Origin of the sequence: Amycolatopsis sp., from assembly GCF_025464955.1 — a bacterium.
Classification (GTDB): Bacteria; Actinomycetota; Actinomycetes; order Mycobacteriales; family Pseudonocardiaceae; genus Amycolatopsis.
The window spans coordinates 14158-34337 of sequence record NZ_JAODNM010000147.1 but is presented as its reverse complement, the minus strand read 5'-3'; the positions used below and the strand labels follow the sequence as shown (position 1 = coordinate 34337).

23 protein-coding genes are annotated in these 20180 nt (G+C 65.3%); 5 read left to right on the top strand and 18 right to left on the bottom strand.

Annotation, left to right across the window (positions count from 1 at the left end; all coding sequences use genetic code 11):
- Positions 1 to 463: transposase (locus JWQ81_RS37925; RefSeq protein WP_297549431.1), on the top strand; the 463-nt coding region annotated here is incomplete at its 5' end.
- Between the two features lie 108 nt (positions 464 to 571).
- Here the strand turns inward: JWQ81_RS37925 and JWQ81_RS37920 are convergent.
- The 5 genes from JWQ81_RS37920 to JWQ81_RS37900 all read right to left on the bottom strand — a co-directional run bounded on the left by JWQ81_RS37920 (position 572) and on the right by JWQ81_RS37900 (position 4762).
- On the bottom strand, positions 572 to 1015 hold the full coding sequence (locus tag JWQ81_RS37920; protein WP_297549429.1) for a hypothetical protein: 444 nt from the start codon (positions 1013 to 1015) through the stop codon (positions 572 to 574).
- A 697-nt stretch (positions 1016 to 1712) separates the two neighbouring features.
- Positions 1713 to 1997, bottom strand: a complete 285-nt coding sequence (locus tag JWQ81_RS37915) for a hypothetical protein (RefSeq protein ID WP_297549428.1) — start codon at positions 1995 to 1997, stop codon at positions 1713 to 1715.
- A 153-nt stretch (positions 1998 to 2150) separates the two neighbouring features.
- Positions 2151 to 3323 carry a class I SAM-dependent methyltransferase gene (locus JWQ81_RS37910; RefSeq protein ID WP_297549426.1) on the bottom strand — a complete coding sequence of 391 codons (1173 nt, stop codon included), beginning with the start codon at positions 3321 to 3323 and terminating at the stop codon, positions 2151 to 2153.
- A gap of 27 nt (positions 3324 to 3350) precedes the next feature.
- A complete protein-coding gene (locus JWQ81_RS37905; protein WP_297549424.1) occupies positions 3351 to 3977 on the bottom strand; it encodes an NAD(P)H-dependent oxidoreductase in 627 nt (208 codons plus the stop codon).
- Positions 3968 to 4762, bottom strand: a complete 795-nt coding sequence (locus tag JWQ81_RS37900) for a TylF/MycF/NovP-related O-methyltransferase (protein ID WP_297549423.1) — start codon at positions 4760 to 4762, stop codon at positions 3968 to 3970. Before JWQ81_RS37900 ends, JWQ81_RS37905 begins: the two co-directional genes overlap by 10 nt.
- Before the next feature lie 119 nt (positions 4763 to 4881).
- Here JWQ81_RS37900 and JWQ81_RS37895 point away from each other — a divergent pair, with 119 nt between their 5' ends.
- Positions 4882 to 5574 (top strand): PIG-L deacetylase family protein, encoded by a 693-nt coding sequence (locus tag JWQ81_RS37895; RefSeq protein ID WP_297549421.1) that lies wholly within the window; start codon positions 4882 to 4884, stop codon positions 5572 to 5574.
- A gap of 56 nt (positions 5575 to 5630) precedes the next feature.
- Here the strand turns inward: JWQ81_RS37895 and JWQ81_RS37890 are convergent, their stop codons facing one another.
- Entirely contained in the window at positions 5631 to 7037 is a 1407-nt protein-coding gene (locus tag JWQ81_RS37890; RefSeq protein ID WP_297549419.1) for an MFS transporter, read from the bottom strand.
- Positions 7038 to 7119: 82 nt separating this feature from the next.
- Here JWQ81_RS37890 and JWQ81_RS37885 point away from each other — a divergent pair, with 82 nt between their 5' ends.
- On the top strand, positions 7120 to 7446 hold the full coding sequence (locus tag JWQ81_RS37885) for a DUF6176 family protein (RefSeq protein WP_297549417.1): 327 nt from the start codon (positions 7120 to 7122) through the stop codon (positions 7444 to 7446).
- A gap of 14 nt (positions 7447 to 7460) precedes the next feature.
- On the opposite strand, the gene JWQ81_RS37880 is transcribed toward JWQ81_RS37885, so the two are convergent.
- Positions 7461 to 7913 (bottom strand): MarR family winged helix-turn-helix transcriptional regulator, encoded by a 453-nt coding sequence (locus JWQ81_RS37880; RefSeq protein ID WP_297549415.1) that lies wholly within the window; start codon positions 7911 to 7913, stop codon positions 7461 to 7463.
- A 152-nt stretch (positions 7914 to 8065) separates the two neighbouring features.
- Here JWQ81_RS37880 and JWQ81_RS37875 point away from each other — a divergent pair, with 152 nt between their 5' ends.
- Positions 8066 to 8647, top strand: coding sequence for a phosphopantetheine-binding protein (locus tag JWQ81_RS37875; RefSeq protein WP_297549414.1), 582 nt, complete (start codon positions 8066 to 8068; stop codon positions 8645 to 8647).
- A gap of 19 nt (positions 8648 to 8666) precedes the next feature.
- Here the strand turns inward: JWQ81_RS37875 and JWQ81_RS37870 are convergent, their stop codons facing one another.
- The 10 genes from JWQ81_RS37870 to JWQ81_RS37825 form a co-directional block, all read right to left on the bottom strand.
- Positions 8667 to 10049, bottom strand: a complete 1383-nt coding sequence (locus tag JWQ81_RS37870) for a M20/M25/M40 family metallo-hydrolase (RefSeq protein ID WP_297549412.1) — start codon at positions 10047 to 10049, stop codon at positions 8667 to 8669.
- Entirely contained in the window at positions 10042 to 10902 is an 861-nt protein-coding gene (locus JWQ81_RS37865; protein ID WP_297549411.1) for a methyltransferase domain-containing protein, read from the bottom strand. The genes JWQ81_RS37870 and JWQ81_RS37865 overlap by 8 nt, the downstream gene beginning before the upstream one ends.
- A gap of 69 nt (positions 10903 to 10971) precedes the next feature.
- The gene (locus JWQ81_RS37860) at positions 10972 to 11931 is read right to left on the bottom strand and encodes an AfsR/SARP family transcriptional regulator (RefSeq protein ID WP_297549409.1); all 960 of its coding nucleotides are present in this window, start codon (positions 11929 to 11931) and stop codon (positions 10972 to 10974) included.
- Between the two features lie 39 nt (positions 11932 to 11970).
- Positions 11971 to 12348, bottom strand: coding sequence for an antibiotic biosynthesis monooxygenase (locus tag JWQ81_RS37855; RefSeq protein WP_297549408.1), 378 nt, complete (start codon positions 12346 to 12348; stop codon positions 11971 to 11973).
- A complete protein-coding gene (locus JWQ81_RS37850) occupies positions 12329 to 13027 on the bottom strand; it encodes an SDR family NAD(P)-dependent oxidoreductase (RefSeq protein ID WP_297549406.1) in 699 nt (232 codons plus the stop codon). The genes JWQ81_RS37855 and JWQ81_RS37850 overlap by 20 nt, the downstream gene beginning before the upstream one ends.
- Positions 13028 to 13049: 22 nt before the next feature.
- On the bottom strand, positions 13050 to 13529 hold the full coding sequence (locus tag JWQ81_RS37845; RefSeq protein ID WP_297549404.1) for an SRPBCC family protein: 480 nt from the start codon (positions 13527 to 13529) through the stop codon (positions 13050 to 13052).
- A gap of 33 nt (positions 13530 to 13562) precedes the next feature.
- Complete coding sequence (locus JWQ81_RS37840; RefSeq protein ID WP_297549402.1) at positions 13563 to 14783, bottom strand: beta-ketoacyl synthase N-terminal-like domain-containing protein; 1221 nt, start codon at positions 14781 to 14783, stop codon at positions 13563 to 13565.
- Positions 14780 to 16042 (bottom strand): beta-ketoacyl synthase, encoded by a 1263-nt coding sequence (locus tag JWQ81_RS37835; protein ID WP_297549401.1) that lies wholly within the window; start codon positions 16040 to 16042, stop codon positions 14780 to 14782. The genes JWQ81_RS37840 and JWQ81_RS37835 overlap by 4 nt, the downstream gene beginning before the upstream one ends.
- Entirely contained in the window at positions 16029 to 16424 is a 396-nt protein-coding gene (locus JWQ81_RS37830) for a cupin domain-containing protein (protein WP_297549399.1), read from the bottom strand. The genes JWQ81_RS37835 and JWQ81_RS37830 overlap by 14 nt, the downstream gene beginning before the upstream one ends.
- Positions 16421 to 16774, bottom strand: a complete 354-nt coding sequence (locus tag JWQ81_RS37825) for a TcmI family type II polyketide cyclase (RefSeq protein ID WP_297549397.1) — start codon at positions 16772 to 16774, stop codon at positions 16421 to 16423. Before JWQ81_RS37825 ends, JWQ81_RS37830 begins: the two co-directional genes overlap by 4 nt.
- Before the next feature lie 116 nt (positions 16775 to 16890).
- On the opposite strand from JWQ81_RS37825, the gene JWQ81_RS37820 reads away from it, so the two are divergent.
- Entirely contained in the window at positions 16891 to 17322 is a 432-nt protein-coding gene (locus JWQ81_RS37820) for a DUF1772 domain-containing protein (protein WP_297549396.1), read from the top strand.
- Here the strand turns inward: JWQ81_RS37820 and JWQ81_RS37815 are convergent.
- Positions 17312 to 20140: a cytochrome P450 gene (locus JWQ81_RS37815; RefSeq protein WP_297549394.1), complete on the bottom strand. Its 2829-nt coding sequence runs from the start codon at positions 20138 to 20140 to the stop codon at positions 17312 to 17314. The two genes, JWQ81_RS37820 and JWQ81_RS37815, sit on opposite strands and share 11 nt — an antisense overlap.
- Between the last annotated feature and the right edge of the window lie 40 nt (positions 20141 to 20180).

Below are 20180 nucleotides of genomic sequence, written 5' to 3'. Positions count from 1 at the left end.
CATCCACCTGATTCGCAATACGTTCCGGCTCGCGTCCCGGGTCGACTGGGATGCGATGAAGCGGGATATCAAACCGATCTATACGGCGCCGAATCCCGAGGCTGCAAGCGCGGCTTTGGAAGAATTGGAGGTCAAGTGGGGTAAGAAGTATTCCGCGGTGATCCGTCTGTGGCGTAATGCGTGGACTGAGTTTATTCCGTTCCTTGACTATGATGTGGAGATCCGGACGGTTCTGTGTTCAACGAACGCGATTGAATCACTGAATGCCCGGTATCGACGGGCAGTGCGAGCGCGAGGGCATTTCCCGACCGAGCAGGCTGCTCTCAAGTGCCTGTATCTTGTGACTCGCAGCCTGGACCCGACCGGGACCGGCCGCACTCGATGGGCGATGCGCTGGAAGCCTGTGCTGAACGCCTTCTCCATCACATTCAGTGACCGCTGGCCGGCTGCTGAGACCTACTAACCGAACACGCCGAAACACCGTTCGCGAGACAGGCCCTACGCGGGACACCTGCTGAGGATCTGCGACCCGCAGGCGCCGAGCTCGTGACGTTGGACGGTTGCCACTTCCTCAGTCGGTGATGGCAGGGCTCGGGAGTGCGCGGGTGCGCGGCTGACGTCCGATGCGGCGAGCGACGGTCGCGATCTCCTCGTCGTCATAGGCGCCTCGAGCGCCAGAGATCGACATGCTCGTTGCGTCGGCTAGATCCTTGAGCTGATACGGGCTGGGCCTGACGAACTCGCGGCCGTAGGCGACCAGCAGCCGCATCCGTGCCGCAGCCTCGCGTATCTCTCGGCGCGCCTGTGTGATCTCGGCGAGCAACGGGTCGAAGTAGTCCTCGGAGTTCTCGACAGTGTGCCGCCTGTTCTGCTCGAACGCGTTCCGCTGGTCCTCGACGTCCCTGCGCCACGCGTCGTAACCAGCCTCCTCGTTGTCGTTCGCATCGGCCTTCAACGGGTCTGGCAACGGGTAGATGATGTCCACCAGGTCATCGATCATATCTCGCTTCATCATGGGTTTCACCATACGCATACTGTTACTCTCAGTGCAATGAATTTTTTCCACAGAAACTGAGTGCGGCAGCGATAGACAGGTCTTCCCTTCGGACGAGTGTCGGCCGGGCATCCGCGATCAGCTCGGCACCGCCGATCCAGAGCTGACCGAGAGCACCCGGATCGTTGGCTGTGAACGTACCCGCTCTTGACCGCCACCGCCCCGACACGCTCGCGCACATCCATGACCGCCCACCTGTTCTGATGGCCGCCGAACTTCGAGACGGTTGACTCAACGAGGGATGACCGACTCGGCGTGGTGGGCGACCAGCTCACCAGCGTGCCCGAACTGCGCGTCGAGCCCGATGTCGGAACGGGCGCGCTGAGCGAGTTCCTAGACCGCTCGAGCCGCTCAGTCACCGTCTTCCACAGAATCTTCGTCAACTCAAGGAACTAAACGAGTCCGAACTCAGACACCTGTACTCCGTAGGGCCGGGCTAACTGACACCGAGGTGACGCGCATGCGTACCGCCATCTTTCCTGCACATCTCAGTCAAGGAAACGCTCCGGAGCGCACCGCTCGGCGTCGCGCACGAGCCGAGCAGCACTGCGGTTGGTTGCCTGATCAGCTCGTTGACAGATGTCAGGGACCGGACTGAGCTGGCGGGCGTTGTCCAACCGGGTCCAGCTGACGGTCTGGCCGTCGAGCCACACGCAGATCACCCGTAAATTCGCCAGCGCATCAGCGACGACCGCCGGTCGATCGCGGATCCGACGGCGGCCGCAGCGTCGATAATCTGATGAAAGGTCAGCTCGTTGCCATCGACCCGGGACAGCCCCGGCGGCATTGTGAGCCGGGGGAGGTCACGGTTCGGCAGCCAGCCCCAGGTCGACGTCCTCGATGCCGGGCGGACTGTCGGCTTCGAGGAGTGCCCAGTCCACCGGGTAAACATGGCGTCCTCGACGAGACCATCGAGGCCGCCGTGCGCGCCCGCGCGTGACACGGAAGTTCCACCGATCGGCTGCCCCCACATCTGGCGGCAGCTGCGCGCACACTCAGCGCGGGCGGTGGCTCTAAGGCTCGACACGGGGATGTCCACCGGAACCTCGGGAGCCCTCGAAGCACTGATGCCGAACGCCCATGCGGCCGGCGAAATCTATCCGCTAGAGGACTTTCCTCGCGTTCCCCAGAGGCGGAGGGTTTCCGCGAAGAGGCCACCTTCCACGTTCGGTCCCTTTTCAATAAAACACAGGTTGTGGTAAAAGTGCACACCCCGGATCTGTCCGTCGGTAGGCTGCGGTTCCCAGGCTTCGGCGCGCAGGAACTCCTCGTGATGCAACCCGTCTAGCAGCGTCTTCAGGAACCCCATAGTGTACTGCGGATCCGTGAGGTCGCTGTCGTCACCGCCGAACATCGGCTTCCAGTACGACGTCTGAAGGTCTTCGATCACGTACAGGCCGTTAGGCCGAACGTGACTAAACAGCGTGCGGAACGACGTAATAACGTCGGCGCTCACGTGACTGCCATCGTCGATCACGATGTCGAACGGCCCGACGTCCTCAGCAAAAGCCGCCAAAGAGACCGGGTCGGACTGATCCCCACGCACGGTCACGATCCGAAGTTCGTCGAACTCACGTTTGTCCTCAATGTCGAGTCCGTAGAGGATCGCCCGCGGGAAGTAGTGCTTCCACATACGCAACGACTCGGCACCGGCGCCGGGGTCCCCGAACCCCCCAACTCCGATCTCGAGCACTGTCAACCGCCGCTCGCGCAACGAGCCGAAGTGTCGGTCGTAGTGTTCGGGGTATCGGTGCAACGCACTCCATTTGTCAGTGCCGCACTCGGCCGCCAGCTCGGCGAGATCCGCCGGCTCTCGCCTGGAAAGAGACCTCAACACACGCTGCACAAACGGGTAGTAGGCCGACGGCAAGCCCTGGCCAGCCATTCCCCCGGACGCCATCACCGCCACCTCCGGCCAGCGTACGACCTGGCTCGCGACCGACACGAGATCCCGCGGACCATAGACAGTGCGCACTGCCTCCTCCAAGTCCTGGGTGAGCACCGTTTCGGGGCGGTCGCCCTCGAGCTCCTCACACAGTCGGACACCGTCGGGTCCTATCTCAACAATAGTAGCGAAGGACCGGCCGCCGTGAAGGAATTCGAGGACGATACCCAGCGGAGCCACGAGCCGCAGTGAAAGATCACTGAGCCGGGCACGGAACGCCACCTCGCTCGTAAGCAACGCAGCGATCCGGGCTGGACCCAAGGCATCAATCGCCTCGAGCAGCGTTGCTCCCGAGCTTTCTGCTCCTGCGAGCAGTCTGATCACATCTGGAGTATCCATACCACTCTCTCTTCACTGCACCCCGGGGACAACTACGCCGCCACGTCCGTCGGGCGGACGGAAGACTCGCGTGCGCAGGGCCTTGAGCGCCGATGCCCAGGAAATGACCTCGTCCAGCATGTCGTGGCAGAACCTGATCTGCAGGTCACTGGGATCGCAGCGGCCCTCCTCGTCGAAGTCCACCGCAAGGGAGAGCGCCGGCTGGGCGCGCACATCCGCCATCTTGAGCTGGCCGCACACGCTCCGCAGGTGTTCAACTGCTCGCACTCCCCCGTACCCTCCGTAGCTGACGAATCCGACTGCCTTGTCCTCCCATTCGGAGTGGAGGTAGTCGAGTGCGTTCTTGAGCACTCCGGGAAAGGAGTGGTTGTACTCGGGCGTGATTACAACGAACCCGTCGCACGCGCCCACTGCGGCAGCCCACCGCGCGGTGTGCGCCTGCGCGGGACGGTAGCGTCTGCGCGCGGGCTCCGGTTCGTCCAGGTGTGGCAACGCGAAGTCAGCTAAGTCGAGCAGCACGAATTCGGCGTCGAAGAACGAGCAGATCTCCACAAGCCAGCCCGCTACGCTATCCCCTCGCCTGTGCGACCGCGTGGAACCGACGACGATGCCAATGACCAGCCTGTCGGTCACTGCCACGGGGAGCCTCCCGCCGCAGCCACACGCAGCCCCACGTGCGGTGCTGTCCCGCCCTTACACCACCAGACGGCGTCGTCGTCGATCGACTGGATAGGGTCGGTAATCCCGTTACAATCGCGGAACTCTCGGACAGCCTCACTACACATCGGCAGCGAGTAATCGTCCACCACGATGATTCCTCCGGGGGAAACCTTGTCGTAGAGAGAATTCAGGATATCCGTTGTCGACGAACGCAAATCGGCATCCATCCGCAGAAGTGCGATCCGGTCGATCGGCGCAGATGGCAGCGTGTCCGCGAACCAGCCGTTGAGGAAGACCACTTGTTCGTCAAGTAGTCCGTAACGGCGGAAATTTTCCTCGACCTGTTCCTGCGAGACGGCAAGGATGTCGTTAAACTCGTGCAGCGCGAGCTCGCTATCGCCCGCAGCGTTGGACTCAGGCATTCCGCGGAAGGAATCGGCAACCCAGACACGGCGGGAGGGTTCGCGATACACCTTCAGTAGTGCGCGCATAAGGATGCAAACGCCGCCCCGCCACACCCCTGTCTCCACCAGGTCACCGGGGACACCGCTACCGAGCAAGTGCTCGACCGCCGCCCGGACCTGGTTCAGGCACCGGGATCCGACCATGGTGTGCGCGACCGAGGGCCAGTCCTTGCCCGCCTCCCGGACTCGCTGATCGTACTTCCTGCCCACCAGATAGTGCGGGCCTGCAGGCGGGTCCTGGTAGATCTCGTTAGTCAGCACCCGAACAAGCAGATCGAGGTAGCAGGTGTCCGCGTTCATCGAACCTCCCATCACTGGCCGGAGCCCCAGTTTCTTCGGCCAGTCTCGAATTTCGCTCCGCACCAACTTGACCGGCAAAGCTCGATCAGCGTCACTGGCCGACGAGGTGTGGTAACTGCATGACCAACTCAGAGGAGCCTGCTCCCGGACGCGCGCTGGGGATCGTCGCCCATCCCGACGATCTCGAATTCGCTGCAGGCGGCACGGTAGCGGGCTGGGTGTCCCGGGGCTGGGCCGTGAGCCTGTGCGTGGTCACGGACGGACAGCGTGGCACGACCGGCGCTCCGTCTGCTGACCGCCGTGCCGAACAGGAGGCTGCAGCCGAGGCGCTCGGTGTCAACGACGTGCACTTCCTCGGTGGGATGGACGCCGAGGTAGAACCTTCGCTCGCGCTCCGCGCGACACTGGCGGCCCAGCTTCGCCAGGTCCGCCCGCATCGGGTCGTCACGCACAGCCCGAGGTACGCGTGGAGTTTCCCGCCAGCGAACCACCCCGACCACCGGGCGGTGGGTGCGGCCACGCTCGACGCGGTGTATCCCGTCGCCCGTATCGCGCCCGCGCCAGGCGATGGCGAGTATGCCCCTTGGGCCGTCCGCGAAGTATGGCTCTTCGGCGACCCAGAGGCCAATCACTTCGAGGACGTCACTGCCCACCTGCCGATGAAACTCGCCGCGCTGCGATGTCACTGTTCACAGCACGCTGACGGCCCGGACGAGCTGATGCTGCGGAACAGGATGGCCGCAGCCGCCCGCTCAGCCGGATTGACGAGCGGGCGGCTAGCAGAACGGTTCCAGGTGCTTGAATACCCCTAATGTCCGCCCCCGGCGACAACGCACACGACGACCGACGAGGGTCAGCGGCAGAGGGGTCACCAGCCCCCTCCGTCGCCTTTCAGCTCAGGGATCTCCCGCGGGCGGCTGAGGAATGCCGTCATCAACAGCACCGCCGCGATGCCGAGCACGACGGCAGGCGCTGCGGCGCCGTCCGGCGCGAGCAGCACAATCCAGCCGAACCCGGCCGCGCCCACCGCACCCCCGAGCTGCCGGGTGAAGGTAATCGTGCCCATCACCTGGCCGATTTGTTCTGGTGCCGCCGTCGCCTGGCCGATGAGCGTCAGTACCTGCAGCGACAGCCCCAGCGCGGCGCCGGCAAGCGCCAAGCCCACCACCGCGACGGGGATCGCCGCCGCGTGCGGCAGCAATGGCAGCACGGTCAGCAGGGCGAGCCCGACCACACCCATCACCAGGGACAGGACCGTCCAAGCGGCCAGGTTGCGGTTGCGGCGGACCAGTACCGAGAAGAAAAGGACGATCACCAGCTGGCCGATGGTCAGCGCCAGCAGCATCGCACCAACGGCCTCGGTGGTCACACTGGCGCCAGTGTGCAGCGCGAGCGGCACAAAGGTAAACGTGCCGAAGAGGGTGATCCCGATGAGCAAAGTGGTCACCAACGTCTCCCGCAGTGCCTTGATCCGGAAGACCGACGGCGGGATCAACGGCTCGGGAGCACGGCGCTCACGCCAGACCAGGAAGACGAGCGCAAGCACCATGACGACGACGAGAGGCACCGCGTAGGCCGGTGTCCGGGCGATCGTCGAGCTCGAGCCGACACCCACCAGCGCACTGCCCGCCACAGCAATAGCCAAGGCGCCCGGGTAGTCGAACCGCTTAAGGGAGCCTCTGCTCGGTTCCTTAGGCAGACCCCATACGCCCACGAGGAGCGCGATGACGCAAATCGGCAAATTGACGTAGAAGATAGAGCGCCAGCCCCACGCGGACGCCATGAACCCGCCTGCCGGCGGCCCGGCGAGGGAGGAAATACCGAAGACCAAAGTCACCCAGATCTGGCGCCGGACGAGCTCTTCCCGATCGAAGATGACAGCAACCCCGCTCACAGCCGTGACGATGAGCCCGCCTGCGCCGATGCCCTGCAGCGCCCGGCCGGCGATGAGCACCGCCACTGACGGCGCGACCGCACACAGCAGCGATGCCAGCCCAAAAATCAGGACCGAGGTGACAAACGTGAACCGCCGCCCAAGCACATCGCCGAGTTTGCCCCACACTGGCGTAAAGACCGTGACGGTCAGCAGGGTGCTCGCGGTCACCCCGGCCACCCCAGCCCCAAGATGGAGGTCCTGGCTCACCACAGGAAGGGCTGCGACCACAATATTCGTATCGAGCTGGGCCATGAGCAGGCCGAGCAGCAGCGCAGCGAAGCTGAGGTTCACCGCGAGCGTCGAAGTTCGTTTCTTCGTCTCGTTGGCACTAGTGTTCACACCACATAGTGTATGCGTGTACGACGCATCTATCAACCGGTTCTCTGCAGTTCTTGAACGATACAGATGAGGTGGCAGGTCTATGAAATTCCGCTGCATCAGGATGCGACTCCACCCAGGCCAGCGCGAGCGCGCGGTCGAGTGGATGCACGGCTTCGGTGAACGCGCCGACACCGCGGTTCCCGCGATGCGCCAGAACGGCCTGCGGCACGAGGTGGTGTTCCTCGAGTCTGACGGCCAGAACGACTACCTGCTTATGGTCCAGGCGAGCGACGACTTCGACGCCACCTCACGGTCGTTCCTCCACTCGAACCTGCCGATCGACCGCGAGGCGTTACAGGTCCTCGGCGAGATCGGCGAACGCGGGAGCGAACTCCCCGTGCTGGTGGAACTTCACGTGGACGAGTAAGGAATCTGGTGACTTCACAGTTCGCTGAGGAGGCGGTTGCAGAATTCCACCAACAACCGCTCGAACACCTGCTTGTCCTCCGACGACCAGCCATCGGTCGCCTGCTCGTACACCTTGGTCTGGTAGGCGACCGAGCTGCGCATCAACTGTCGGCCGGCATCCGTCAAGCGCAGCGTCGTGGAGCGCCGGTCCGACGGGGACGGCGTGGTCTCGACGTACCCAGCATCGACAGCGTCGCTGACAAGTCGGCTCGCGGTCGACGGCGCCACGCGCATGTAGTCGGCGACCGAGCGCACGGTGATCTCTCCGGAGTCCCCGCGCTCACGGCACCCCCGCACAGCCTGGACCACAAGGATGCCAGAGAACCGTCGCTGGCTCCGCTGGTCCGGCGCCCTGCCCAGCAGTCGAACAGCGCGGAACAGTGTTGGCCCCGGGAGGGCATCCAGCGGCTTCACGGGGCGTCCCATGACGCCGGAGTTTAGCGGATCCCGCTCGTCCACTGACGAACGAGGCACGCCTATGGCCACTGTGTCTTGTGCAGCCGGACGGCGGCCGGTGGTCAAGTTTTCCTCGACGCCCATAACGGATGCTATAGGTCCCCAGGAAACAGGAGGGTGCAATGGACAAGGTTACCGAGGCGTCGCTCGTCGAGGTCATGAACGCGATCTCCGGCGACAATCTCGAGACCAGTGAAACCGCAAGTCCACTCGATCGGAGCTTCGACGATATGGGGTTCGATTCCCTGGCGCGACAGGAACTGATAGGGCGACTAGAACGGACACACGGAGTGAGGTGCGGTCCGGATCTCGTACTTACCGACGCATCAACACCCCGTGAGCTTCTGGTCGCAGTGAGCGAGCAGGAACACGGCGCCGGCGTGACCACCACATCGCTACGCTGGCGCATAATGCTCGAACTGGACATCGTCCCGGAACTAGCGGCGAAGTTCGAGAAGGTCTGGTCCGAAGTGGGCACCAGCGTCTCGGCCGATCCTGCGAACCGAGGTCAGTGGCTTCTGCGCGACGCCGAGCGGCAGCACCTGTACTACGTCGTGAGCGACTGGACCACCAAAGAAGATTTCGAGCGGTTCGAACGCTCCGAGCGCCACCTGCAGCATCGCCGACTCCTCCATCCGTATCGGCGTGCTGGCTCCATGAAAAGCATGAACGTGGTGGCGTACCTGCCGGGTGACGGGCATTAGGCTGGGGCGCTTCTGCCGCTCAGCGGCAGAAGCGCCCCAGCATGCGGTGGACGAGCTCCTCGGCACGGCGCAGCTCCTCGACTCGGACCCGTTCGTCGGCGCCGTGCATGGCCGTCAGCGCGCCATCATCCACAAAGTACGGATATAACCCGTATACCGGAATGCCCCTCTCCCGCCAGGGTTTCGCACTTGTGCCGCCCTCGAAGACCACTGGCACAGCCACGACGCCGGGGTGCACCTCGCCAACAGCCTGACGCCATGCGGCGAAGACCTCGTGTCCGGTGGGCGACTCAGGAGCCATCCAGTCGCGCTGCCATCGGGCCAGGGTCTCATGTTCCTGTTCCCAGGGTGGACCGACCACCGCGACGGACACATCGGTGCCAGCGCAGGCTCGCACCAGGTCGATGACCTCCTGCGGTGAGCTACCCCCGGGGGTGAACCGCACCTGCAGCAGCAACGAAGCCCTAGACGGGACGACGTTCGCGCGCTTGCCGCCTTCCGTCGCCACGAACGCCAGCGTGCTCCGCAGCAGCGCGTTGTGCAAGGCAGGGTGGCCTGAGGTCGCCACTACGCGGTTGCCGGCCGCGTCGAGCTCCGGCTGCGTCCGCGCGACGAGCAGATCCCGGAGCGCACCGGTTAGCGCCGGATCATCCGTGGCCGCCCGTAGTCCCTCGAAATACGACCGGTTCAGTGGCGTCAACCGCACCGGCAGCACCAGCCGCTCCAGCTTGCCCACGACGCTGGCAAGCGACCCGATTGCGGACTGGGGCAGGGGTCGTGACGAGTGCGTCGCCGCCGCCGTGCTGGTCAGGCGAAGCGCACCGAAGGTCCGCTCCGCACAGCTCATCGCCGCGAGCATTGGACTTGTCCCGTCAGGCCCGCACAGCGACCAGCCACCCTCAGTGACTACTGAACCCACCCTCGCCAGCTCCGGATGCTGCTCCAGTAGCCACGACGTGCCATGCCAGCCGCCCTCCTCGTCACAGTCGTAGAGCAGGATGAGGTCGCGGTCGGGGACCGTTCCGCTGTCGACAAGGCGCAGGCACGCTGTGGTCACGGCGGCGAGCATGCCCTTCATGTCTAGAACGCCGCGCCCCCAGAGGAACCCGCCCCGGCAATCACCAGCGAACGGGTCCACCGTCCATCCGGGTTGGACACCGACCACGTCGGTATGGCAGAGGAACATCAACGGTGGTGCCACACCGCGGCCGGGGATCCGGACGTACAAGTGGGCATTGCCCTCCTTCGGCGTCGGGAACCTGCGGGTCTCCACGGTCCGCGAAGCCCACAGTGCCTCCAGCCGCTCCACGATCGGGAGCGTGAGCCCTCCCTCACCCTCGTGGGAGGAGTCTATCCGCACCAGTTCGGCAGTCAGCTCGACGACGTCGACGGGCTCACCCACGGAGCCCCTCCCCCGTCTCACACGCCACATACCTCACTCGCACGGGCAGTAACAACCGTCCACGTACGTCGCGTTTCTGCTCGATCAGCGCTGCCGTCCGCGCTTGCACCGCGTCCAACTCAGCTGTGGGGACGTTCGCCCATGCTTGTCTCAAGCCGGTCGACATCGTCCAGGCGTTCCAGCGACGCCCGCTGCCGACGTCCACCTCGGACGTTTCCTCGGTCAGATTGACGCGCGCGAACCCTTGTGTTAGTAACGCGCCGCGGATCGACTCAGCCGACCGGTTCCACGGGGTGAGCCCCCGTTCGCGTGGATTCGGCAGCTCAGTAGGGAAGAACGGCTCCAGTTCTGCGAATGCCTCACGTGGGACAAGATCGGGTAGGCCGTCCTCGTCGACCAGCTCGCTGTAGCAAAACCGTCCGCCGCGCCCGAGCAGGCGCGGGTACCGACTGAGGCTTGCCGGTGCCGAGGAGAAATGCATGACGCTAAAGCCGGCCTGTATGATCTCGAAGGAGTTGTCCGGGAAGTCGGGGCGTTCGCCGTCCATCTCGAGTACCCGGACGTTAGTCACCTTCCGGTCGAGCAGGATGGCCGCCAGCCGTCGAGCCATCTCCGGCGCCAGGTCGATCCCCGTGACGAAGCCGGTAGGCCCTACCCGCTCTGCCGCGGGGATCAGCGACGAGCCCATCCCGCATCCGACATCAAGAACCCGGTCGCCCGGGCCGGAGCCGGCGAGGTCGGCCAGCCGCTTTCCCAAGGGTGTGAAGAAGTCAAGCCCGGAGGTGTCAAACTCCGCGGCGGCATCGTCGAAAACGCGGGTGATGGTCTCCGCATGGCGGTCGTCGGCGGACATGGCGATCAGTCCCTTTCCACTCACGATAGGGATAGGGATAGGGGTAGGGGTAGGGGTAGGGGTAGGGGCTCACGAGGCATAGCTCTCGCAGCACAGCGCTTCCCGTTGCGCAACCTGCAATGCGACCGACGGTTCGATCCCGACCTCGTCGATCAGCCGTTGCCGGATGTCCTGGTAGAACTTGAGGGATTCGCTCCTGCGCCCACAACGACTCAGTGCGCGGATCATCTGGGCATGCAGCCCCTCGTGCAGCGGATGGCGCACAGTCAAGGACGAGAGATCGGAAATGGCCTCGGAGAACCTCCCGATCACCAGTAGGTGCCGGACGCGGGCCTCGTGCGCGGACAGCAGCAACTCCTCCAGATGCCGGGAATGCGACTGGAGCACCGGGCCCTTGTAGACGTCGGTTAGCGCCGGGCCGCGGAACATCGCAATACAAGCCCCGTACTTGGCCACGGCTTCCGCGTGCCTTCCAGCCTCCGCCGCGGCGAGAGCCTGAGTGATCCCGGCCTTGAACTCGAGGACGTCGAACTCGCCGTCACCCAGACGCAGCTCGTAGCCCAGGGGTTTGGTGATCAACCGCTTGCGTGCCTCGCCGCGGTCGCCGCCGCAGGCGGGTGTGTAGGTCAGGCCCATCCGCAGCTGAAAGATGTACGTCTGAAGCGTGGCCACCGCGCTCTGCGGGGGTCTCGCGTCCCAGAGCTCTTCGATCAGAGTCGTCTTGCTGACTACATGGTTCGCGTTAAGTGCCAGCAGGGCTATGAGCTGCCTCGGTTTGGTGGCATGCGGAGTGAACCTGCAGCCACCATCTTCAACGTTGAGATCTCCTAGTACACTGATTTTCACGACATCCCCCTCGGTCGCTCTTCGATGCGCCGCTCTCATGTCGAACAGAGCCCCCGCCGCATGCCACGGCCACAAACGCTGGTGCGTCGACTTTTCGAACGCTTCACCGGCGCCGGACGCAATCTGGCACGAGTCTATGCTTCGAGGGCGGCACTGACAACCGTCGTTCAGTGCATCGCGCACACATGCAACTACTCCTCGCTAATCGTCAATCTCCTTGTGTCACGAGGGTTCCCGCTGAGTGGTCACGGTCTTCGCCGCATCGCTGGCACGCGACACCTCCAACACGTCGAAGGGCGGGTTGCGTCCCGGATCCTGGAAAGGCCGCATACCCGCGGTCTGGAGACGGTGCTCATCTCCCCGTTCCCATGCCTCGAACTCCGCCCGGCTCGCCCATTCGCTGAGCACCGCGAAACCACCAGAACGGCTCACAGAGATGAGCAACTCGCTGCTCACCAAGCCGGGTGTCCCCCGAAGCAGGTCGCCGATGCGGTCGAATCGTCGTACGATTTCCCGACGTTCTTCGTCGTCACGGTAACGACACCACAGCAGTACTTTCACTCGTCCGACCGCGAGGAATTCAGATTCCGCCGTCGACATTGATTACCTCCCCCGTCACGTACGACGCTTGCGGACTCAGCAGGAACGCAACCACCTCCCCGACCTCGTCAGGACGGCCAAGTCTGCCGAGCGCCGTCATGTGTTCGTAGCGGGCGCGGACGCCCTGCGGCAGCGAGTCGACCGCCGGTGACTCGATCACACCGGGGGCGACAACGTTGACCCGCCAACCGTCCGGCCCGCGCTCCTTGCAGACACTGCGCATGAGGCCCACGAGAGCGGCTTTCGCCGCGGTGTAGTGCGCCCGTAGGGGCACCCCGACGGTAGCGACCTTCGACCCCACGTACACGATGGCCCCACCGGCCGGCAGCACCGGGATGGCCGCCTGCGTGAGGGCGAACGCGGCAGTGAGGTTGGTGGTGAGGACTCGCTCCCACTCGGTGATCGACAGGTCCTCAAGCTTGATATGGCTGATCGCGCCGGCGCAGGTGACCAATCCGTCAAGCGTACCTTCGCACGCCTCAATGAGATCGGCCCGGCCGCTTCCAGTGGTGATGTCGGACCGGACAATACGGTGTCCGGCAGAGTTCAGCGCCGTCAACTCTTCAAGGGTGCGGTCGGCTTCGTCTGTATCCTCCTGATAGCCAGCGACGACCACAGCCCCGTGTCGAGCCAAGGCCACTGACACGCCGCGCCCGACGCCCCGAGTGCCGCCGGTCACGAGTACCCGCCTGCCTGTCAGATCAGTCATCCTGCTCCTCCATCGTCTCGTCGTCCAGTCCCCACTCCTCGAGCCGCTGTTTGATGAGGCCCATCTGCACGAGAGTGTTGGCATTAATCCGGGCGCGCATCGTCTCGTCGTCCAGCGGCGCGTCGTCGCGCAGATGGAACTCCTGCCGCCACAACATCTCCGTCCCGCCGTCCCTCTCCCGGTAGCTCCAGAAGATGTCCATGTGTTCGAACGGCCCAGGATCGATCCGTTTGGCCTGGACTGTGTGTGTCGCCGGGTCGGGGCGCCGCTCCGATACCCAGGTCCAGGTCCTGTCCTCCTCGTCGGGGACGGTCGTCAGCCGAAAGATGACCCGCTGCGTGTCTTGTTCGAGGATCTCGGCCGCGGCGTACTCGGAGTAGAGCGACGGCCAGTTCGCGACGTCGTTGGTCACCTCCCAGACCAGCTCCAGCGGCGCCTTGATGAATACCGTGTTCTCCGTCGAAACAGCCATGAGCTCCCATTCCGTTGTTGGCCTATTGAATCCTCACCGGACAGGCACCGCGTCACCGTCGCGTCGGAGCACGACAGCCGAGTTGAAGCCACCGTGCCCGCGAGCAACCACGAGCGCGACGTCCACGTTCGTCTCCCGTACTGTGCTAACGACGTCGATGAGCGGATGCCAGGCTGGACCGTTGGGGGTCGGCGGGATCAGGCCGTGCCGCATGCCAAGCAACGCCGTTGCCACATCGACGGCTCCGCCGCCTGAGTAGAGCCGACCGTAGCCCGATTTCGGTGCGGTGACAGGCACCCCGCGCGGGCCGAACACCTCGGCCAGCGCCTCCGCCTCCGCGTGGTCCCAGCCGGGCACCGCCGCGGCGTCGGCGTAGACGACGTCGACCTCATCGGGACGGACCCGCGCCTCGGCGAGCGCATGGGCGATCGCCACGCGCAGGGTCGACCGGCGTCCGCTCTCCGGCGGCGGATCGAACGAGGCCCCGCACCCCACGATGTGGCCATATACTTCGGCAGATCGCCGGGCGGCACCGCTCGGGCTCTCCGCAACCAGGACCGCACCCCCCTCGCCGGGCACCCAACCCCCTGCGTCGTCACGGAAGGGCACGTAGGCGTCGCGGTGGTCGGTGGCGCCGGACAGCAGCCCGCTGGACCACTGGCACACCATGCCGTACGGACTGAGCGCAGAGTCGGTGCCGCCGCACAACATGATCGACTGGGTACCGTCTCCGATCGCGTGGTCAGCCACTGCCAGGGCATCCAGCCCGCCCGCTCCTTCCGCGACCACAGCGTCGCACTGGCCGCGGATCCCGTGGTAGATCGACGTCTGCCCAGTGGTCGCCGCATAGAACCAAGCGATGGACTGGTATGCGCTGACGTGGCGTGGACCCTCACCCCACAAGGCCTGGATCTCACGCTGGCCGAACTCGACTCCACCAGCCGAACTGGCAAGGGCGATACCGGCGTCATATTCGGCAACCGCGGAGAGGTCCAGCCCAGCGTCCTCCAGGGCAAGGGCGCTCTGGACGAGCCCCTGCCGGGTCCACACGTCCGTCTGTGCCCATAGCCGGGGCGGGATGTCGGTGGCCTCGTGGTCTCGCAGCTGACCAGCCAGAGCGAAGGGATAACCACTGTGGTCGAACCGGGTCAGTTCGCCGAGGGTCACGGTGCCGGCGGACGCAGTCTTCCAAAATTCCTCGCACCCCTTGCCGGACGAAGTCCACACTCCGATTCCCGTGATGACAGCCGTCATACCGACCAGCCGTTATGAGCGAGGGCCACCGCACTCTGGAAACCACCGAAACCGGAGCCCACGCTCACGACGGCACGCACCCGCGCCGCACGGCCCTCACTGGGCACGTAGTCAAGGTCGCACTCGGGGTCGGGGGTCCGGTAGTTGGCGGTGGGAACGATGAACTGGTGGCGCAGCATCAGCGCGCAGGCGGCCAGCTCCAGAGTGCCGATAGCGCCGAGAGAATGGCCGATCATGCTCTTGATGGAACTCATCGGTGTGGACCGTGCATGGTGGCCCAGCGCGGTCTTCACAGCCGCTGTCTCGTGCCGATCGTTCTGCTTGGTGCCAGAGCCGTGCGCATTGACGTAGTCGATGTCGTCGGCATCCAGGCCGCTCGCGTCGAGAACCGCACAGATGGCCTCCGCCAGTTCCCTGCCGTCGGTACGGAGACCGGTCATGTGGTAGGCGTTCGCGCGACTTTGCGCCGCGAGCAAGCGTGCGTAGATGTCGGCGTTGCGGCTCTCGGCGCTGTGCGGCTTCTCCAGCACCAGCGCGGCCGCCCCTTCCCCTAGTACAAACCCATCGCGGTCTCGGTCGAAGGGTCTGCTGGCGTGCGCTGGATCGTCGTTGTTCGAGCTCGTGGCTTTAATGGCGTCAAAGCATGCGACGGTGATCGGCGAAATGGGCGCGTCGGCTCCCACGACGACGACCGCTTCGAGGTCGTAGGCGTGCAGCATTTGCAGGCCGTGTCTGGCCACGTCGAGGCCCGATGTGCAGCCGTTCGACACCATACGACACGGCCCCTCCGCGCCGAGGGTCCAGGCGACAGCGCGGGCGATGCTGCTGGGAACGAGGTGGTCGTGCAGGTGGTTCCCCGCGCGGCTCGCATCGACCAGCCAGTGTGCGCCCCGCCCACTGACCCGTACGTACTCCCGTTCGAGGGCGATGGTGCACCCGACTGCGCTGCCCACCACCACCCCGATTCGGTCCCGGCTGGCGCGAAGCCCGGAGTCCTGCCATGCCTCTGCGGCTGCGGCTGCGGCGAGCTGGTTCACGCGGTCGGCACCGCGCATTCGGTCGTCGCCGACCGCCGTGAAGTCGAATTCGCACTCGGCGGCGACACGTGAGCGGAACGGCGCCGGGTCGAAGCTGCTGATCGTGCGGGTAGCGGTCCGGCCGGCCGAGATCAGTTCCCAGAACGCGTCCCGCCCCATGCGTCCGGGTGCTATCGCGCCGACTCCAGTGATTGCGGCCGTGTCGGGGCTACTCCGGCGCATGCTCGGTCTCTACGTGTCCCAGTTCCGGCGAGGGCGCGATGCCGTACAGGCTGAACACCACCCGGGCGGGTTCTTCGGATTCGTTGACCACGCGGTGACGGGCGTTGCGGGGAATACGGATCGCCTCGCCCGCGCCGAGCGGGACGCGGTCGCCGTCGACCCTCACGACGACGGAGCCGGAGACTACGAAGAGGCACTCTTCGGAAAACGGGTGGTAGTGCTCGCGGAACACCTCGGCCACCCGAAGGTCGAGCACGCCGAACAACCCGTCCTCGCAACCGGAGGTCGGCCCGAACAGCAGACGCATCGCCCCACCGCGGTGAGTCCGGGCGGGCACGTCGTCCGCAGCCTTGTGCCGGGCCTGCAGGTCTTCCGTCGTCATCGCTCTCCCTCCCACGGACACTCCCCGGATGACCACGTATAGAACTCGTTGGCCATGGCGTCTCCAGGACTGCGCCACTCGGGTGAGTAAGGGGTGACAAACCTCGCTAGGCGCTCGTTGACGCTGCGGAAGTCCGGGTCGTCTCGCATCTGCTCGAGCGGGCCCAGAACCGGCGCGTCGGCATCGATGAGGTGGAAGTAGAGTTCGCGGAAGTGGAACAGCGACCGCCTGCGGACGCCAAGACGGTGCGGCAGTCCGGTGTCGTCGGACTCGGCGAAGATCCGTCCGATGTCGGCCAACGACCGCCGGTCAGCACGAGCGACGATGAGTGTCCGGTGTTGTTCGGTCACTGGATACCTCCTTCAGGAAAATTCGTGCACGATCGGATCATGGCGACAGCCTCTCCAGAAATAATTTAGGCGGGATTTTCTAGCGCACTCTGAGCTCGTACCGTCACCGTGGTTTCATGCAAGATCTGCTGACTGTGCTGGCGCTCCTGGGCTCCGGCGTCACCGCTGGCGTCATGTGCTGCGTCGCGCTGAGCCTCATCCCCGGATTCCGTACCCTGCCCTACGACGAGTACGTGGCGTCCCACATCGTGTTCGGCCGGCACTTCGACAAGGTGATGCCACCGATCGTCGTGCTGACAGTTCTGTGCATGGCCAGTCTGCTGATCGTGGCGGGCCCCGCACCGCTGACCGTGGCGGCGCTGGCGTGCCAGCTCACGGTGTCCGTGGTGTCCCAGTTCGGGAACGTGCCGATCAACCGCCGAGTCAAGTCGGGCCGCTGCCCCGCCGACGAAGATCCGCGCGGGGCCTGGCGTCGATGGCACTTCGTGCGGCTGGCCGCCTCGGTATCGGCGCTGACGACCTTCAGCGTCTGGGCAGTCATCCGCTGACCGTCCAGCGCACAGGCAGGCTGTCAAGGATGACATGCAGCCCAGGCAGGTAGACCGGTTCGTGGCCGGGCACAAGCTCGAGGCTGGGTAGGCGTTGGGCAAGCCGGCGGAGGGTGAGCGTGAGGATCTGCCGGCCGAGTGCCTCGCCGACGCAGGCTCGGGGGCCATGGCCAAACCCGAAGTGCTCGACCGGCCCGCGATCCAGCCGGATCTCGTCAGGGTCCGGAAACACGTCTCCGTCGCGGTCGGCCGACTGGTAGCTGATCATCAGCTCAGTCTTCGGGGGCAGCGTCACGGTCCCCACCTGCACCGTCTTCGTGGTGCGGCGCATGAGCCCGCGCAACGGGCTGCGGTAGCGGACCAACTCGTCCGCCACGGCGGCCGCCAGGCTCGGGTCCGCTACCAGCCGCTTCCACAATGCGGGACGGCGGAGCAGCTCAAGCAGGCTGGTGCCGAGTGCCGCGGTCGTGGTGAAGTGGCCGGCCGCGATCAGGCCCGTCATTCCGTCGACGATCGCCTTACGCTCAGCGACGGTGAGCGGGGCATCGCCGGCGGCCATGGCACGGATCAGATCGCTGAAGAGGTCGTCCCGTGGCTGTTCCCGGCGTTCGCGGGCGTACCGATCAAGCAGCCTCTGATAGCCAACGACCTGGCCGGCGAGGGACACCTGCTCGTCGGCCGGGAGCTGGGCCGCAACCGAGTGGAGCTTCATGAACCGGTAGGTGCCATCGACGAACTCGTCGTAGTCGTCCAGATCGATGCCGAGCACCGGTGCTTTGACCCGGACCGGGAGTGGCCGGGCGAACTCGGCCATGAGATCCGCCTCGCCACGGGCCTCGAATCGATCGACCAGCACGTCGATCTCGGCGAGGAGCTGCCCGCTGCGCTGCGCGATGCGTTCCGGGTCGAAGGCTTTCATGATCGGGGCCCGAACCCGCTTGCGCGCCTCATCGACCGCGTCTTCTCGGATGGCCACCGGCACCTCGGAAAAGGTCTTGGCGAGCTCGGCGTAGGCCTCGTCGGTCAGCTTAGCCAGCCGGTCGGGGACCGTCGCGAGGCTGAAGGCCTTGGTGTTGCCGAGGATCGCCTTGACGTCCTCGTGCCGGGTCACGATCCAAGCGCCGAGCTCGGGTGAGTGGAACACCGGCTCCGTGGCTCGTGCCTCGGCAAGGATCTCGTCCTGGGGATCGACGGCGAACGGCCGGAAACGCGTCCCGATGGACTCATCTTCGTCGAACCGCACCGCCGTGTCGAGCGCGGTAAGGATGGCTGCGCGGTCTGGAGATTCCGGCCACCGGGCGGCGATGAAGCCGTCCGGCCGGATCAGCACGGCGCCCCCGACCCCGAGACCGTAGACGCGTCGCCATTCACCCTGCGGGTCGGCATGCTCGCCGCCAGAACCGATCAGAATAGTGTCCAGCGGACACGTGTAGGTGGCGAGGTCAGCGGCGAGTCCGGCCGAACCAGCCCCACTCCCATCGACTAGCAGCGTGAAGCGGCCGTATGCAAAGAGATCGTGCAAGGCGACCGCTCCTTCGCCGTCACCCAGCACGACGTGCGGAGCTCTGCACCCCGGCTCGGCAAGCTGCTCGCGAGGATCGTCGACGTGCCAGTCCCGTCCCGGTGGCGCCTGAGTGACGGGGTAGCGGTATCCGAAGGAGACGGCGAGCTCGTCCAGCATCCCGTCGGAGACGTCCTCAAGCGTGCTGCCCTGGCGAATAGTGAACCGCAGCATCGACTGGTTGACGACGAGGTGGGCGACTGGCAGTCGCTCGGTCTCGTATGTGTCGAGGAGGTCGTCGCCAGCCTGGCCGCGCAGCACGTACGCGATCTTCCAGCACAGGTTGTGTACGTCCTGGATCCCCGTGCTCGCCCCGAAGGCACCCGTCGGCGGCATAACATGGGCGGCATCCCCCGCGATGAACACGCGCCGCTGCCGCATGTGTGCCGCCACCCGGCCTGCGATCTCCCAGGGCAGCAACTCCTCGCTCAGCACGTCGACGTCGAGGTCCGGTATCCCGATCCCGGCTCTGGTCTTGCGCACGCACCACTCGCGGTCGAACGTGGCCGGGTCCTCGCCCTGCTCGGGGTAGTACGAGACGTTGAAGACCCAACGGTCAATGTTGTCAAGGGGCATGAGAGTGCCCTTGAACTGATCATTGAGTACGTAGGCCGCGATGATCCGCCGATCTCTCAGGTACGGGGTGAGATCAGCACGGAAGAAGTAGCTCACCATCGACGACAGCGTCCCTGGCCCCTCTTCCTCGATTCCGAGCGCTGCGCGCACCTGGCTGCGCCCACCATCGGCGGCGATCACATAGTCGGCCGTGACGTCGTGCTCTACACCGGTTTGTCGGTCTCGGATCCGCACGCGGACCCGGTCCTCCTCTTGGGTGAGCGCGGTCCACTCGGTTCCGAACCTGACCTCGCCCGCGCCGTCGGGGAGTTGCTCGATCAGCACCGGTTCAAGGCGGTTCTGGTCGACCAGCGACCAGCCATGTGAACTGACTAAGTTCACCTCGTCGTGCGGGGCCCGCGGCAGCCGGATGCGCTCCTTACCCGCTAGGGAGTGGACGTGGATGAGCTGACTGTTGTCCGCGATGGGGGATCGGTTCTCCGCCAGCGCCGGGCCGAGACCGAGCGCGCCGAGCACCTCAGTCGTGCGCGGGTTGATCGCCCGCGCCTTGGGGTGCTGCGAGGTCGTCGTATGCCGGTCGATCAGCAGGAATCCGATGTCGAGCCGTGCCAGGCACAGCGCGGCTGAAAGACCGGTGAGACCTCCGCCGATGATCAGGACGGGGACATGGGTGTCGCTCACTTCCACACCTCTCGTGGTCGTCGTGGGAAAAGGCGTCCGT

What these genes read in the sequence shown, in the direction of transcription:
- JWQ81_RS37885 (WP_297549417.1), top strand. Translation starts at nt 7,120, where the DNA reads ATGAAATTCCGCTGCATCAGGATGCGACTCCACCCAGGCCAGCGCGAG.
- JWQ81_RS37840 (WP_297549402.1), bottom strand. Translation starts at nt 14,783, where the DNA reads ATGACGGCTGTCATCACGGGAATCGGAGTGTGGACTTCGTCCGGCAAG.
- JWQ81_RS37830 (WP_297549399.1), bottom strand. Translation starts at nt 16,424, where the DNA reads ATGACGACGGAAGACCTGCAGGCCCGGCACAAGGCTGCGGACGACGTG.
- JWQ81_RS37895 (WP_297549421.1), top strand. Translation starts at nt 4,882, where the DNA reads ATGACCAACTCAGAGGAGCCTGCTCCCGGACGCGCGCTGGGGATCGTC.
- JWQ81_RS37920 (WP_297549429.1), bottom strand. Translation starts at nt 1,015, where the DNA reads ATGATGAAGCGAGATATGATCGATGACCTGGTGGACATCATCTACCCG.
- JWQ81_RS37865 (WP_297549411.1), bottom strand. Translation starts at nt 10,902, where the DNA reads ATGTCCGCCGACGACCGCCATGCGGAGACCATCACCCGCGTTTTCGAC.
- JWQ81_RS37835 (WP_297549401.1), bottom strand. Translation starts at nt 16,042, where the DNA reads ATGCGCCGGAGTAGCCCCGACACGGCCGCAATCACTGGAGTCGGCGCG.
- JWQ81_RS37845 (WP_297549404.1), bottom strand. Translation starts at nt 13,529, where the DNA reads ATGGCTGTTTCGACGGAGAACACGGTATTCATCAAGGCGCCGCTGGAG.
- JWQ81_RS37820 (WP_297549396.1), top strand. Translation starts at nt 16,891, where the DNA reads ATGCAAGATCTGCTGACTGTGCTGGCGCTCCTGGGCTCCGGCGTCACC.
- JWQ81_RS37855 (WP_297549408.1), bottom strand. Translation starts at nt 12,348, where the DNA reads ATGTCGACGGCGGAATCTGAATTCCTCGCGGTCGGACGAGTGAAAGTA.
- JWQ81_RS37875 (WP_297549414.1), top strand. Translation starts at nt 8,066, where the DNA reads ATGGACAAGGTTACCGAGGCGTCGCTCGTCGAGGTCATGAACGCGATC.
- JWQ81_RS37900 (WP_297549423.1), bottom strand. Translation starts at nt 4,762, where the DNA reads ATGAACGCGGACACCTGCTACCTCGATCTGCTTGTTCGGGTGCTGACT.
- JWQ81_RS37880 (WP_297549415.1), bottom strand. Translation starts at nt 7,913, where the DNA reads ATGGGACGCCCCGTGAAGCCGCTGGATGCCCTCCCGGGGCCAACACTG.